We start from the raw sequence: 14,501 nt of genomic DNA on the forward strand, positions 1-14,501 counted from the left end.
TCGGGGGAACGTCGGCGCGCCGGGGAACGCCGTCGGGCGGCGGTCGGGGCGCGACGGGCGGCCACCGGGCCGGGGCGCGGCGGTCGGGTGCGGCGGCCGTCGGGCGGCGGTTCGGTGTGCGGCGGCCCCGGGTCAGAAGACGATGGGACAGAACGGCGCCGGGTCGTGGCGGAACGCCGTCGCGGCGGCCCGGACGGCGCCCGGGCGCAGTTCGCGCACCAGGCCCGCGCGGGCGAGCTGCACCAGCGAGGTGCCGCCCAGGTACAGGGCGCCCAGGTCCCGGGACGTCAGCTCCAGGTCCGCCGCCGCCGCCGTGGGCCGGCACTCGCCGCCCTCGGGTCCGGTGCGCAGCCGGAACCGGCGCTCGTTCCAGGGACAGAGCGGATCGGTGACGTCGAGGACGAGGTCGGTCTCGGCCGCGTAGCCCCGCTGCTCCAACGCCCGGTCCACGTCCACGATACGCACGTGCAGCTGGTCGCGCAGGACGGGCGCGGCGCTGCGCGGGTCGGCGAGCAGGGCGAGCACCGGGTCGTCCACCGGCCGGTCGGCGACCACGCTGCCGGCGAGGTCGACGTCGAGCAGGGCGCGCCACAGCGCCGTGCCGGAGGCGGGGTCACGGGCGAACAGCTCGCGCACCGACACCTCGTAGCGCGGCACCGAGTCCTCCCAGGCCGCGGTCAGCCGGTAGAGGGCGTAGCCGGACGGCTCGCCCTCCTCCTCGACCACCATGCACAGCAGCCGTCCGGACCCGCCGCGGTGGTCGGGCAGGTCCAGGACGGCGCGGGCGGCCCAGACCGCGTCGCGGCGCAGCATCCCCGGGCGCTCGCCGACGCACTGCGCGTAGACGGCGGCGAGCGCGGCGGCGTGCTCCTCCGGCGCGCCGATCCGGACCGTCCGCTCGCCGCCGGCCGTTTCGCGCAGGTCACGGGCGTGCCGGTGGATCCGCACCTTGGCCGCCTGGCTGGCGAGGCCGAACCCGAAGCGGCCGTAGATCCCGGCCTCGGTGGTGTTCAGGGCCGCCACCGGCTCGGCCCCCGCCTCGTGCAGGGTGTGCAGGACGCGGAGCACCATGGCGCTCATCACGCCGCGCCGCCGGTGATCGGGCGCCACGGTCACATAGCCGAGTCCGGCGACCGCCGCGGGCCCGCCCGGCAGGGTCATCTCCAACGAGTAGACGGCGCAGGTCCCACAGGCGCGGCCGCCGATCCGGGCGACCAGCGAACGCTTGGGTTCGAAGATCGAGGCCGCCGAGGCGTGGTACTCCGCGGTGTGCCCGTACCCCCCGTACGCCAGCTCCGCGACCGGAGAAATATCCTCCCAGGAATCTGCGGCGGACAGCTCGGGAACGGCAGAGAATTCGGGCATGCTGATCACGCTCTCCTCGCGTTCTAAGAATTTCCGGAATTCCGATCATGACGGTCCGAAATATGAGACGGCGCGTTTCCAGAGACAGGTGGACCAGCGCACACGAGCGTCCGTTGACCGGACCGCGTCAGAAGCCACAGGTATAGCACGATCGAACCATGCGACGTCAAGAAGCGCGCGGAACCCCGCGTGTTCATCGGCCGAGAAGGCGATCAGTATTCTCAACCGGAATTCGATGATTCGCATTCAGTGCCCTTGTGATCAATGGAAGATTCACTCAGACTCGGCAGCGGTGGATGATCCCTGGTGCGCCAGCGATCCATTCTGATCCGCCCCCCTGCCCGTTTCTCTGACCACAGCGAGGAGACAGGTATGTCCAACCCCAGGTTCATCGCCGGCAACACGTCCATCGACGCCTGGCAGCAGCACGTCGAGGAGGACAACGGCACCGGCATCTACATCGACGTCGACACCTCCGCGGGCAACTTCAGCGAGACGCCGGTCTACACCGCCAACCTCTGCGGCCGCGACTCGATGTGGACGACCACCGGCGGGAACACCATCTACACCCCGACCTCGAAGGGCTTCCGGATCTACGTCCGCTGGCAGGACGGCCGTCCGCTGCCGGTCGAGTACGCCGTGAGCCACGGCTGGTACATCAGCTGGGTGGCGACCGAGGTCTGAGACCCGGCGCAGTCCCACTGAACTCCTGATCCGCTCCTGTCCCCGTCCTCGTTCAGCAACCAAGGGAGATCCATGCGAGCCCCGACCGAGCGGCAGCTGGGCCAGTTCTGCGGCGACACCGTCCCCCTCCAGCCGGACGTCACCGCCTGGAGCCTCGTCGAGGCCGCGGCCGCCCGCGCCCCCGGAGCCGTCGCGGTCGAGCACCCCGGCGGCACCCTGACGTACCGCGCGCTCCTGCGCCGGGCCGACGCCCTGGCCGCCCGGCTGGCCCGCGCCGGGGTCCGCCGGGGCGACTTCGTCCCGCTGGTGATGTCCGGCGGGCCCGAACTGCTGGTCGCCATGCTGGCCGTGCTGCGCTCCGCCGCGGTCTTCGTCCCGCTGGACGAGCAGTGGCCCGGTCCGCGTCTGCGCGCCATGGTCGACGCGTGCGGCCCCGCCGCGGTCCTGCTCTCCCCCGGCGCCGCACCGGACGGCTGGTCCGCCCCGGCCCTCGCCGTCGACCCGGTGTCCGACGAGGACGACCCCCCGGCGGACGCGGCGGGCGCGGCGGACGCGGCGGACGCGGAGACGGCCGCCGGCCCCGCGTCCGCGCCGCCCCGGCCGGAGGAACTCGCCTACGGCTTCTACACCTCGGGCTCCACCGGAACCCCCAAGTGCGCCCTCAACCTGCACAGCGGCCTGGCGAACCGGCTGCTCGCCATGGGCCGCCGGTTCGGCGCGTCCCCTCGCCACGTGGTGCTGCAGAACAGCCGGCACACCTTCGACTCCTCGCTGTGGCAGCTACTCTGGCCGCTCACCTGCGGCGGCCGGGTCGTCATCCCCCGCGCACACGACATCCTCGACCTCACCGCCACCGTCGAGGTCATCGGGCGCCACCGCGTCACGATGACCGACTTCGTGCCCACCATCCTCACCGCGCTCGTCGAACTGCTCGACTCCCGGCCCGAGTTGGTGGAGGGCCTGGCGAGCCTGCGGATGCTGCTGGTCGGCGGCGAGGAGATCGCCCCGGACAGCGTGCGCGCCCTGCGCCGACTCCTCCCGCAGCTGCGGGTGACCAACACCTACGGCCCCACCGAGGCCTCGATCGGCTCCGTCTTCCACGAGGTCACCCCGCAGGACCCCGTCCCCCTGCCGATCGGCCGGCCGATCGACAACACCTGGGCGGTCGTGCTCGACGAGCACGGCGAACCGGCCCCCGCCGGGGAGATCGGCGAGATCTGCATCGGCGGCGCCTGCCTGGGCACCGGCTACCTCGGCGACCCCGACCGCACCGCCCTGGCCTTCGTCGAGAACCCCTTCCCCGAGCTGCCCGGGAAGCGGATGTACCGCACCGGCGACCTCGGCCACCGCGGCCCGGACGGGCTGCTCTTCTTCGACGGCCGGCGCGACCAGCAGGTGAAGATCGGCGGCGTGCGGGTGGAGCTCTCCGAGATCGAGCACGCGATCACCTCGCACCCCTCGGTGCGCGAGGCCAAGGTGCTGGTCAGCGAGCACGGCGGCGGGCAGCACCTGGCCGCCTTCGTCACCCTGCGGGACGGGCTGACGAAGGACCGGCTCAGGTCGCACGTCCGCGCGCTGCTGCCGGCCGAGCTGGTCCCGAAGCGGTTCATCAAACTCGACGCGGTGCCGGTGAACGGCAACGGGAAGACCGACCGCAGGGCGCTGGCCGAGCTCCTGAAGGCGCCCGCGCCGAGCGAGGCGAGCGGCTGGACCACCACCGGGAGCAGCACCGAGCGCGCCCTCGGCGAGCTGTGGAACGCCCTGCTGCCGGAACCCGTCACCAGCCCCGACGCCGACTTCTTCGACAGCGGCGGCGACTCGCTCCGCGCCCAGCGGCTCGCCCTCGCGGTGTCGGCCCGTTTCGACACCCCGCTCTCGATCCGGGACATCGTCCACGCGCCGACCATCGCGCTCCAGGCCGCCGCGCTCGACGGCGGCCGCATCCGGCCCCCCGCTCCGGCGGAGGCCGCGGCGTCCGCCGGCGACCTCACCCTGCCCGCCGACATCCGGCCCGCCGGAACCCCGCCGTCCGGACCGCCGCGGCACCTGCTGCTCACCGGCGCGACCGGCTTCATCGGCGCCCAGCTGCTGCACGACCTGTTGGAGCGGACCGACGCCGCCGTCCACTGCCTGGTCCGGGCCGACACCCCGGACGAGGCCCGGCGGCGCGTGGCGGACGCCCTGCACCGGTACCGGCTGTGGTCCGACCGGACCGCCCACCGGATCCACGCCGTCCCCGGCGACCTGGGCAGCCCCCGGCTCGGACTCGCCCCCGCCGACCACCACCGGCTGGCCGAGCAGGCCGACACCGTGGTGCACGCCGGGGCCATGGTGAACCTGGTACGCGGCTACGGTGCGCACCGCCGTGCCAATGTGTCCGGCACCGTCGAACTGCTCCGGCTCGCCGCCGCCGGGCGGCCCGCGATGGTGCACTTCGTCTCCACCCTCGCCGCCTGCCCGGCCGAGCCCTCGGGCGAGCTCCCCGTCCCGGAGCTCCCGGTCCCGGCCGGCCGCACCCCCGACGGCGGCTACGGGCAGTCCAAATGGGTCGGCGAGCACCTCGTCCAGCTCGCCGCCGACCGCGGGATGCCGGTCGCCGTGCACCGGCTCGGCGAGGTCATGCCCGCCACCGGCACCGGCATCCCCAACCCCGGCTCCCGGGTCGAGCTGCTCATCCGGGCCTGCCTGCGGGTCGGCGCCTACTTCACCAGCGACCTCAGCACCGACTACACCCCCGTCGACCACGTCGGACGGCTGCTGGTCGCCGCCGTGAACCACCGCCGCCCCGGCTACTTCCACCTGCTGCGCCCCGGCCCGCTGCCGCTCGACGACCTGCTCGGCGCCTTCGGGTCCGTCTTCGGCCTGCGCAAGGTCGAGTACCGGGACTTCTGGCAGGCCGTCCAGCAGGCCGCGGCCGCCGAGCCCGACGACCGGGGCCTCGCCGGGGCGCTCGCCCTGCTCCCGGTGCCGACGACCCGACCCGACCGCGCCCCGATGGCCTTCGAGGACGCCGCCGCCCGCTTCAGCACCGCCCGGGCCGCCGGGCTCGCCGCCCTCGCCGACGCCCGGAGCCTCCCGTCCAACCGCGACGGCCTGCACCGGTACGTCGTCCACCACGCCACTCACCGGGGCTGACCCGGGACGGGACGGGAGACGAACCGGTCCGACGGGGCGACGGGGGCACCCGGGCCCCGCCGGAGGCGACCCGGGCCGGGGCCACGGGCATGCCGGGGCCGCGGCCACGCCCCCGGTGTGCCGGTCCCCTCTTCGGCGGTGTCGGCACCGTCAACGGCGGCACACTCCCGGCGGAGAGCGGCCGTGCCCGGCCGGTGATCGGCTACGGCCCGGCCGAAGCCTGGCAGAACCGCGCCGCCGCCACCCACCACCCACCACCCACCACCCACTGCCGCTCACCCCGACCGGCCTCCGCACGGCGCAGCCCACGCCTGCACGGGCCACGACGGACCACCCGCCCCGCCCGGCACGGAAGACACCACCGCGCGCCGCGCAGCTCCCGCACACCGGACCACCCCGCGACCTCCCGCCCCGCACCGAAGCCGCCACCTCACGCCGTACACGCCCCGCACAGCAAACCGGAGCGCCGGACCGCCCGGCCGGACCGCCGTGGTCCGGGTGCACGGGTGCTGATCCGCCGGCCCCGGCAGCCAGGGCCTCCGGCCGCCGCCGACCGCTGCCGGACGGCGCCGATGGTGGTGCCATGGAGGTGGGGGTCGCGGAGCGGCCCCCACCGGACCGGCGTCCGCCGCGCGGACGCGGTGGACGGCGTTCCCCGCCCGACCGGCGGCGAGCCGAGCAGTGTGGAGGAGCCATGACAGCCACGACCCCCGGCCGCGACAGCGGTCCGATCGTCCTCGGCGTCGACACCGAACCCGGGCCACCGGCCACCGCCTGGGCCGCCGACGCGGCCGACCGGCGCGGGGTCCCGCTGCGGATGGTCCACGCGGTCCCGTCCGTGGCCCGCGAATTCCGCCCGTCCGACGAGGGCCGCTACCACAGGACGCTGCGCGAGCGCGCCGACGAGGCGCTCGACAAGGCGGCGGCCGAGGCCCGGGCCCGCCACCCCGGGCTGGAGCTGAGCACGGTGGTCGTCGAGGACGTCCCGGCGCCGGCGCTGTGCCGGGAGTCGGCGCGCGCCTCGCTGGTGGTCCTCGGAACCCGGCGGCTGAGCCGGGTCGCGGAGGTGCTGAGCCTCGCCTCGGTGACCGTCCCCGTGAGCGCCCAGGCCCGCTGTCCGGTGGTGGTGGTCGTCGGGCCGGAGCACCTCACCCAGGACCCGCCGTACCTCGTGGTCGGGGTGGACGACAGCCCCTCCTCGGTCACCGCCGTCGGCTTCGCCCTCGGCCTCGCGGCGGAGCAGCGGGCCGCGCTGCGCGCCGTCCGGGTCCGCCAGCGTCCCCCGTTCGACCGGACCGATCCGCTCGCCGCCGAGGCGGAGCTCCGGCGATCGCTGATCGCGAGCACCGAGGGCCCGCGCGCGCCGCACCCCGAGGTCCGCCTCACCCACGAGGTGCTGCACGGGCACCCCGTCGAGGAACTGGCGCGGGCCTCCGAGCACGCGCTCGCCGTGGTGGTCGGGCGGCGGGGCGACGGCGGGTTCACCGGCATGCGGATGGGCTCCGTCCCGCACGGCCTGCTCCGCCGCGCCCGCTGCCCCGTCATCACCGTCCCGGCGCCGGACGACGCGCGCTGACCACCGGTGGCAGGAACGCCCGGACCGCCGCAACCGTCGACCGCCTCCCGGTGACCGGCACCGGCCCCGGTCACCGGGTCCGCCGGACCCGGGAGTGGGACGGTGGCCGGGAGATCCGGCAGGGTTGCCGGATCCGCCGAATGCCGAGACCGGCGCCGGCGGCCTCGACTACTGTGACGGGGCATGATCGAATCCGAGATCGAGATCACCGGCGGTCTGGTCCGCGCCCTGCTCCGGGAACAGCACCCCGACCTGGCCGATCTGCCCATCCGTGAGGTGGCGGGCGGCTGGGGCAACCAGATGTGGCGCCTCGGGGACGAGTTGAGCGTCCGGATGCAGCGGATGGACACCTCCCCCGAACTCCAGCTCAAGGAACGTCGCTGGCTGCCGCTGCTGGCTCCGCGACTGCCGCTTCCGATCCCGACCCCGGTCCGCGACGGTGCGCCGTCCGGGCGCTTCCCCAAGATCTGGACCGTCATGACCTGGGTCGACGGCACGCCGCTGGACCTCGGCGCCATCACCCGCACCGACCACGCGGCCGACTCCCTGGCGGCCTTCCTCACCGCCCTGCACGTCGAGGCACCCGGCGACGCGCCCCCGGCCTCGGACTTCGGCGCCCATCCCAGGGACTGCACCCCCGGCTTCGAGGACTGCCTCCAGGCCGTCGACATCGACCCCTTCTCCGAGGATCGGATCCGGGCCGTGTGGGACGACGCCGTCGCGGCCGCGGAGTGGGAGGGCCCGCCGGTGTGGGTGCACGGGGATCTGCACCCCGCGAACGTCGTCGTCGCCGACGGCACTCTCACGGGCGTCGTCGACTTCGGCGCCCTCTTCGCCGGCGACCCCGCCTGGGACCTCGCGGCCGCCTGGCTGCTGCTTCCCGCGGGCGGCGCCGCACGCTTCTTCGACAGCTACGGGCGGCCGGATGAGGGGACGGTGCGGCGGGCGCGCGGGCTGGCGGTGTGGAAGAGCCTGTTCCTGATGCTGATGGGCCGGAACGGGGACCGTGGTCTGCCCGGCGGCAAGCCGGGGTGGGGGCCCGCGGGCCGGTCGGCACTCGATCGCGTCCTGAAAGGCCTTTGACGCGCACGCGAGCGCATCGGGCGAGGCCGGGCTCTGGACGCGCTCCCGGGCGCCCGGTTTGGTGAGCAGCCGTGGCACGTGCGACTTGGCGGTGGCCACCGTGATGCAGAGTCCTCGGCGATCCCGGTGTTCGACCGGCGCGTCCGACCAGGGCCAGTACTTCCCGTTCCCGCTCGATGATGCCCTCACCCGGCCGTGGGGAGCGCTCCGGGACAACCGCGGGCCGCCCGACAGAATCGGCGATCGGACGGCGCGTCACACCCGGCGCGATCAGTGCGCCGCCGGCGGCAACCACGCGGGCCGCCGCAGGACCAACCGGCCACCGCCCGCGCGGCATCGGCCTGGGGACTTACGCCCACGGGCTCATGCGGCCGCACGATTGCCACCCACGGGCTCATGCCCGGGCGAGGGTCCTCTCGGCAGTGTGGGTGCCGTGATCGAAGTCAACGAACTCACCAAGCGCTACGGCGGCAAGACAGCCGTCGACCATCTGTCCTTCACCGTGCGACCGGGCCAGGTCACCGGATTCCTCGGCCCCAACGGAGCCGGCAAGTCCACCACCCTGCGGATGATCCTCGGCCTGGACGCGCCCACCACCGGCAGCGCCACCGTCAGCGGCGGCCCCTTCCACCACCACCCGCGCGGACTGCGGCACGTCGGCGCCCTCCTCGACGCCGGACAGGTCCACGGCGGACGCAGCGCCGTCGCCCACCTGTCCGCCCTGGCCCGCAGCAACGGCATCCCGCGGCGCCGGGTGGACGAGGTGCTCCAGGAGGTGGGGCTGGCCGAGGTGACGACCCGCCGCATCGGCGGCTTCTCCCTCGGCATGAAGCAGCGCCTCGGCATCGCCACCGCCCTGTTGGGCGACCCGCCCGTGCTCATGTTCGACGAGCCGATCAACGGCATGGACCCGGAGGGCGTGCTCTGGGTACGCCGGCTCTTCCGGCGCCTGGCCGCCGAGGGGCGCACGGTCTTCCTGTCCAGCCACCTGATGTCGGAGATGGAGAACACCGCCGACCAACTGGTCGTCATCGGCCGGGGCCGCCTCATCGCCGCCGAGTCGGTAGGTGACTTCGCGGCCCGCGGCACCCGTCGCAGCGTCGTGGTCGGGACACCGCAGACCGCCGAGCTGGCAGCCGTGCTGACCGCGGCGGGCGCCTCGGTCGAGCCGGAGGGCCCGGCGGGCGCCGAGAAGCTCACCGTGACCGGGCTCCCGGCGGACCGCATCGGAGCGCTCGCCTTCGAGAACCGTATCCGACTGGACGAACTGACCACCCGCACCGCCTCACTGGAGGCGGCCTTCATGGAACTCACCGCCGACAGCGTCGAATACCAGGCAGGACAGTCCCGATGACCACACTCGCCGCCGTCCCCCCGGCCACCCCCGTCGCCGACCCGCCCGTCCGCTTCCGGGACCTGCTCGCCTCCGAGTGGATCAAGCTGCGGTCCCTGCGCTCCACCCCGTGGACGATCGCCCTCACCGTCCTGTTCGTCGTCGGGTCCGCCGCCGTGGCCGCGCTGACGGACAAGGCCGCCCGCTCCGGCCCCGCTGATTTCCTGCCCTACGACGCCTATCCGGCGGCCGGCTACTGGACGCTGATGCTCATCGCCGGCAGCATGGGCGCCCTCACCGTCGTGAGCGAATACAGCAGCGGTCTGATCCGCACCACCACCGCGGCCGTCCCCGCCCGCGGCTCGGTCGTGCTGGCCAAGGCGGCCGTCACCGCCGCACTGTGGACCGCGGTCGGCACGGCCGTCTCCACCGGTTCCTTCCTGGTCTCCCAGGCCATCCTGGACGGGCACCGTGCCGGCGTTCCGATCACCCACCCCGGGGTGCTCCGGGCGCTGGTGGCATCCGCGTTGCTGGCCCCGGTCTGTGCCCTGGTCGGTCTGGGCCTCGGCGTTCTGCTCCGGCACGCCGCCGGGACCATGGTCACCAGCATCTTCACCCTGCTGATGCTGCCCACCATGTTCTCGGAGAGCAACCGCTGGTCGGCGGACATCAAGCACGCGCTGGTGGCGGCCGCCTGGAATCGCCTGGTCCGAACCTGGGAGCCGGACCCCGGATCCCTGGGCTACACCGCCACGATCCCGGGCTCCTGGATCGTGTACGCGCTCTGGCCCCTGATCACGGTCGCACTCGCCGTGCTCGTCGTGCGGCGCCGCGACGTGTGAGCGTGCCACCAGGGCACGAACATCGCGCCCTGGCGGCACGCTCCGGAGGCGAGGCCCACGCCGGCGCAGGCCCGCCCGGCGCCCGCCGCGGATCGCGGACGGGCCGTCACCCTCCGGGCGGTCAGATCGCCAGGTCGCGGCGGTCCAGCAGCGCGAAGGCGGCGACCAGGCCCGCCACGCCGACGCCGCAGAGGACGGCGAGCGAGGACCAGGGGACGGTGCCGTGGGCGAGGGCGTCACCGGGCGTGTAGTAGTGGAAGGGGCTGAGGTAGCGCAGCGGTGCGGCGGGCTCCCAGGCGAGGGCCACGAAGTTGAGCGCGAAGCCGACCGCGCCGAAGGCGACCGCGGCACCCACCACGTGCGCCCGGCGGCGGCTGACGGCCGAGACGGCGAGCACCGGCCCGGTCAGGCAGAGTGTGAAGCCGCACCCCAGCAGTCCGGCGGCGAACACCCCGCCCACCGGGACGGCGGCCCGCAGGTCGGGCGAGAGCGCGACGCCGAGCGCCACCGTGGCGGTGGCCGCGGCGTTCAGCAGGACCGATGCGGCGGCGAGCGCGGCGGTCCGCTCGGCCAGCAGCCGGCGGCGGGAGACCGGGCGGGTCATCAGCAGCTCGATGGTGCCCGACTCGACGTCGGCGGCGACCGCGGCCGCGCCCAGGGCGCCGATGGCGGTCAGCTGGAGCGCGATCCAGAACGGGTGGGTGAGCCCCGCGCCGAGCAGACCGGGGTAGCTGGCGATGGAGACGTCCCCGTTGGAGCCGCTGAACGCCTTGAAGGCGTCCGGCGGGTTCGCCGTGCCGCCGAACAGGTCGGTGGGCGGCACCGCCCCGGTGATCACGACGATCAGCGCCTCGAACACGACCATGCCCAGCACCAGCGACAGCAGCATCCGCCGGCGCCGGTGCAGGGCCAGCCAGACCAGGGGGAGCCGTCGGCTGACGGTGGCCCGGCTCATGACCGCGCCTCCGGTCCCGCGCCGTTCCCCGGTTCGGCGCCGCTCCCCGGTCCCGTGCCGTTCCCCGGTCCCGTGCCGTTCCGCGGTTCGGCGGCCGGCTCCTCGCCGGCCCGGTAGAGGTCGAGGAAGGCCTCGTCCAGCCCGGCCTCCTCGACGGTGAGGTCGTCGACCGGCAGGGCGGCGAGCAGGTCGCGCACCGCCGCCACGAGATCGTCCGGGGGCACCAGCAGTTCCACCCGTGGGCCGTCCCAGCGCGGGGACCAGCGCTCGGCCGCGCCCAGCGGCCGCTCGCCCCGCCCGTCGCCCAGCACCAGCCGGATCCGCCGGGCACGGGCGCGGCGCAGGGCGGCCACCGACTGGACCGCCACCAGCCGCCCGCCGCGGATGATCGCCACCCGGCCGCAGGCCCGCTGGACCTCCGGCAGGACGTGGCTGGAGAGCAGCACCGTGCGGCCCGCCGCCGTCTCCTCGGCGAGGAGTTCGAAGAAGACCTCCTGGACCAGCGGGTCCAGCCCCTCGGTGGGTTCGTCGAGCACGGTGAGGGCCGGCCGGTGCTGCAGCGCCTGGACGAGCCCGAGCTTCTGCTTCATGCCCCGCGAGTACGCCCCCACCGACTTGTCCAGGTCGGCCCGGGACAGGCTCAGCCGGGTGCAGAGCTCGGCCTGCCGCGGCGCGGCCGCGCCCTGGAGGTTCGCCAGCAGGTCGAGCGTCTGGCGTCCGGTGAGTTCGGGGTAGAGCCGCAGCTCGCCCGGGAGGTAGCCGATGGACGGCGACACCCGGCGGTGGTCGGCCACCGGGTCCAGGCCCAGGATCCGGACCGCTCCGGCGCTCGGCTTCAGCAGCCCGACCAGGCAGCGCAGCGTGGTGGTCTTCCCCGCGCCGTTCGGCCCGAGCAGACCGAACACCTCGCCCGCGCCGATGTCGAGGTCCAGCCCGTCGACGCCGACGCTCCGGCCGTACCGTTTGGTCAGCGATCTGAGCTCGATCACCGCCGTGCCCTCAGCGGACATGCTCCACCTCCCGTGGTGAGCGCGGATCCATGGTTCCCGCGCCGGACCGCGGCCAACCGGGCCGCCGCTCCCCCACCCTGCCGCTCCCGCGATCCGCGCGCACGGGGCCGAACGGCCCTGCCCGCCGGGCCCGGACGGGCCGCGGTCCCGGGTCGCAGGCCCCTGCGCGGACCGCGGCCGTGCGGCGGCTGGCCCGGGCGGGTGGACACCGGGCGCGCGGTGCGGCGGCGCCCGGGCGGGCCGGAGCGGGCCTGCTACAAGCGGAGCGGGAGCCGGCGACCGTGCGGAGCGCGGGCCGGACGGCTCCCGGAGGGCGGAGGAATGATCGTCGAGGATGTCAGGTGCGAACCGGCCGAGGGCGGCTGGCGGCTGTCGGCAGCGGTCCGATCCGGTGCGGAACTCCCGTCGGCGCGGCTCCACTTCACGGTGCCCGGGGGCGGGCGCGGCCGGCCGCCCGAGCGCGACTGGCTGCCGGAGCGCGGCGACGCCTTCCTCGCCGCGCTGCTGATGCCGGCGATGCGCCTCGGAGAGGAGCTGGTGGTCGACGCCCCGGTCTCCGCCCGGCTGCTGCGCTCGGCGCGGACCGTGGTGGAGATCTACACGGCCTGGTGGGAACGGCTGCGCACGGTCCGGGTGACGGCGGGCGAGCCCGTCGAGGCGCCGTACGGGCCCGCCGCCGTGGGGCTGTTCTTCACCCTGGGCGTGGACTCCTTCTACAGCCTGCTCGGGGACGCCGAGCGCCGCGCCGAGCCCGGCCACCGCCCGGTGAGCGACCTGCTGTTCGTGAACTTCGAGCGGCACGCCGGGCCGGACCACGACCGGCTGCTCGACCGGGTCCGGCGGGTGGCCGACCGGAGCGGCGCCAGGGCGCTGCGGGTGGAGACCGACCTGCGCGCCTTCACGGCGTCCCTGGTCCGCTGGGAGGACTTCCACGGCGCCGCGCTCGCCGCCACCGCGCTCGCCCTGCAGGGCCTGCTGGGCCGCTGCCTGATCGCGGCCAGCTTCGACTACCGCCATCTGCCGCCGTACGGGTCGCATCCGGTGCTGGACCACCTCTGGTCCACCGAGGCGCTGGAGATCGTCCACGACGGCGCCGACGCCACCAGGACGCAGAAGGTGGCGCGCCGGCTGGCGCACTCCGACCTCGCGCTGCGGAACCTCGCGGTCTGCTGGCGGGGCCGGCCCGGGCGCAACTGCGGCGCCTGCGAGAAGTGCCTGCGGACCATGGTCGCCCTGGAGTCGGCCGGCGTGCTCGGGCGGTGCGGGACGCTGCCCCGCGTCCTCGACCTCGACCGGCTGCGCCACGCCCCGATGGACTCGGCGGACGCCCGGGACGCCATGCGCGAGGCGGGGCGCGACGCCGCCTGTCTGGGCCGCCCCGACCTCGCGGCGGCGGCCGAGCTGGCGGCGGACCGCCACGGGCCGTTCCCCAGGATGGCGGCGCCGTGACCGGCCTCGACCGGTGGGCCGGTTTCCGACGCCGACTCACCGACGTGGTCGGCGAGTTGATCCGGCCGCCGGGCCGCTGCGCGCTGCTGGGCTTCCCGAGCTACGGCAATGTCGGCGACAGCGCCATCTGGCTGGGCGCGCGCTCGCTGCTGGCGGAGCTGGGCGCCGAGGTCGTCTACACCGCCGATCACCACGACTTCTGCGCGGCGGCCCTCGCCGAGCGGCTGCCGGGCGGCACCATCCTGCTCACCGGCGGCGGCAACCTGGGCGACCTGTGGCCGAGCCACCAGCGGACGCGCGAACAGGTGATCAGCGCCTTCCCCGGGCACCGGATCATCCAGCTGCCGCAGTCCGTCCACTTCGGCGACCCGGCCGGCCTGGAACGGGCCCGGGCCGTGTTCGACGCGCACCCCGACCTGGTCCTGCTGCTGCGCGACGAGGCCAGCCTGCGCGCGGCCCGCCGCTCCTTCCGCGCGCCCTCCCTGCTCGCCCCGGACTGCGCCTTCGCGCTGACCGGCCTGCCCCGCCTGGCGCGACCCGAGCGGCGGATCCTGTGGCTGCGGCGCGGCGACCACGAGTCGGCCGCCCCGGAGGAGCCGAACGGCACCGGGGCGGCGGCCGGGGTGCACCGGACCGACTGGACCGGGCAGGAGGGCGCCGACGCGCGCTGGATCGCCGAGGCGCAGGCCGCCCGGCAGCGGATCGCGGCGGCCTGCGCCGAGGTCCGCGGCACGGCGGGCGACCGGGCGGCCGCCGAGCTCGCCGCCGCCCGGGACCGCCTTGCCCAGCTCCAGCTCCAGCGCGGCTGCCGGCTGCTCGGCAGCGCCTCGGCGGTGGTCACCGACCGGCTGCACGGCCATCTGCTGAGCCTGCTGCTCGGCCTGCCGCACGTCGTGATCGACGACCGGCACGGCAAGGTCGGCGGCTACTGGCGAACCTGGGGGCACGACCGGCACCGGGCCGTCGCCCGGCGGGCGCCCGACGCCGACCGGGCGCTCCGCACCGCCGCCGCCCTGCTCGCCGACCCCGCCACGCCCCGGCCGGGTCGCGGACCAGGACGAAGACGCAC

General features: G+C 75.3%; 11 protein-coding genes. 8 read left to right on the forward strand and 3 right to left on the reverse strand.

Translation table 11 applies throughout. From position 1 onward, the window contains the following. Positions 1-132 precede the first annotated feature (132 nt). Positions 133-1,365: a GNAT family N-acetyltransferase gene (locus tag ACFVFS_RS22000; protein WP_380626295.1), complete on the reverse strand. Its 1,233-nt coding sequence runs from the start codon at positions 1,363-1,365 to the stop codon at positions 133-135. Positions 1,366-1,737: 372 nt separating this feature from the next. Between ACFVFS_RS22000 and ACFVFS_RS22005 the strand changes: the two genes are divergently transcribed. The 6 genes from ACFVFS_RS22005 to ACFVFS_RS22030 all read left to right on the forward strand — a co-directional run bounded on the left by ACFVFS_RS22005 (position 1,738) and on the right by ACFVFS_RS22030 (position 10,018). Further along, positions 1,738-2,049: a hypothetical protein gene (locus ACFVFS_RS22005; protein ID WP_376083501.1), complete on the forward strand. Its 312-nt coding sequence runs from the start codon at positions 1,738-1,740 to the stop codon at positions 2,047-2,049. A gap of 72 nt (positions 2,050-2,121) precedes the next feature. Continuing rightward, positions 2,122-5,184: an amino acid adenylation domain-containing protein gene (locus ACFVFS_RS22010; RefSeq protein WP_380626296.1), complete on the forward strand. Its 3,063-nt coding sequence runs from the start codon at positions 2,122-2,124 to the stop codon at positions 5,182-5,184. A 694-nt stretch (positions 5,185-5,878) separates the two neighbouring features. Continuing rightward, complete coding sequence (locus ACFVFS_RS22015) at positions 5,879-6,760, forward strand: universal stress protein (protein WP_380626297.1); 882 nt, start codon at positions 5,879-5,881, stop codon at positions 6,758-6,760. Positions 6,761-6,943: 183 nt separating this feature from the next. Beyond that, positions 6,944-7,843 carry a phosphotransferase gene (locus ACFVFS_RS22020; protein ID WP_380626298.1) on the forward strand — a complete coding sequence of 300 codons (900 nt, stop codon included), beginning with the start codon at positions 6,944-6,946 and terminating at the stop codon, positions 7,841-7,843. 433 nt (positions 7,844-8,276) lie between these two features. Then, the gene (locus tag ACFVFS_RS22025; RefSeq protein ID WP_380626299.1) at positions 8,277-9,197 is read left to right on the forward strand and encodes an ABC transporter ATP-binding protein; all 921 of its coding nucleotides are present in this window, start codon (positions 8,277-8,279) and stop codon (positions 9,195-9,197) included. Beyond that, positions 9,194-10,018: an ABC transporter permease gene (locus tag ACFVFS_RS22030; RefSeq protein ID WP_380626300.1), complete on the forward strand. Its 825-nt coding sequence runs from the start codon at positions 9,194-9,196 to the stop codon at positions 10,016-10,018. The genes ACFVFS_RS22025 and ACFVFS_RS22030 overlap by 4 nt, the downstream gene beginning before the upstream one ends. 121 nt (positions 10,019-10,139) lie before the next feature. Here ACFVFS_RS22030 and ACFVFS_RS22035 read toward each other — a convergent pair whose 3' ends face one another. Then, complete coding sequence (locus tag ACFVFS_RS22035; protein ID WP_380626301.1) at positions 10,140-10,973, reverse strand: ABC transporter permease subunit; 834 nt, start codon at positions 10,971-10,973, stop codon at positions 10,140-10,142. Beyond that, entirely contained in the window at positions 10,970-11,983 is a 1,014-nt protein-coding gene (locus ACFVFS_RS22040; protein ID WP_380626302.1) for an ABC transporter ATP-binding protein, read from the reverse strand. Before ACFVFS_RS22040 ends, ACFVFS_RS22035 begins: the two co-directional genes overlap by 4 nt. Positions 11,984-12,304: 321 nt before the next feature. Between ACFVFS_RS22040 and ACFVFS_RS22045 the strand changes: the two genes are divergently transcribed. Beyond that, positions 12,305-13,432 carry a hypothetical protein gene (locus ACFVFS_RS22045; RefSeq protein WP_380626303.1) on the forward strand — a complete coding sequence of 376 codons (1,128 nt, stop codon included), beginning with the start codon at positions 12,305-12,307 and terminating at the stop codon, positions 13,430-13,432. Continuing rightward, positions 13,429-14,501, forward strand: a 1,073-nt coding sequence (locus ACFVFS_RS22050; RefSeq protein WP_380626304.1) for a polysaccharide pyruvyl transferase family protein, incomplete at its 3' end; no start/stop codon positions are given. The genes ACFVFS_RS22045 and ACFVFS_RS22050, both read left to right, overlap by 4 nt.

The organism is Kitasatospora sp. NPDC057692, from assembly GCF_042799475.1.
In the GTDB taxonomy this organism is placed as follows: Bacteria; Actinomycetota; Actinomycetes; order Streptomycetales; family Streptomycetaceae; genus Kitasatospora.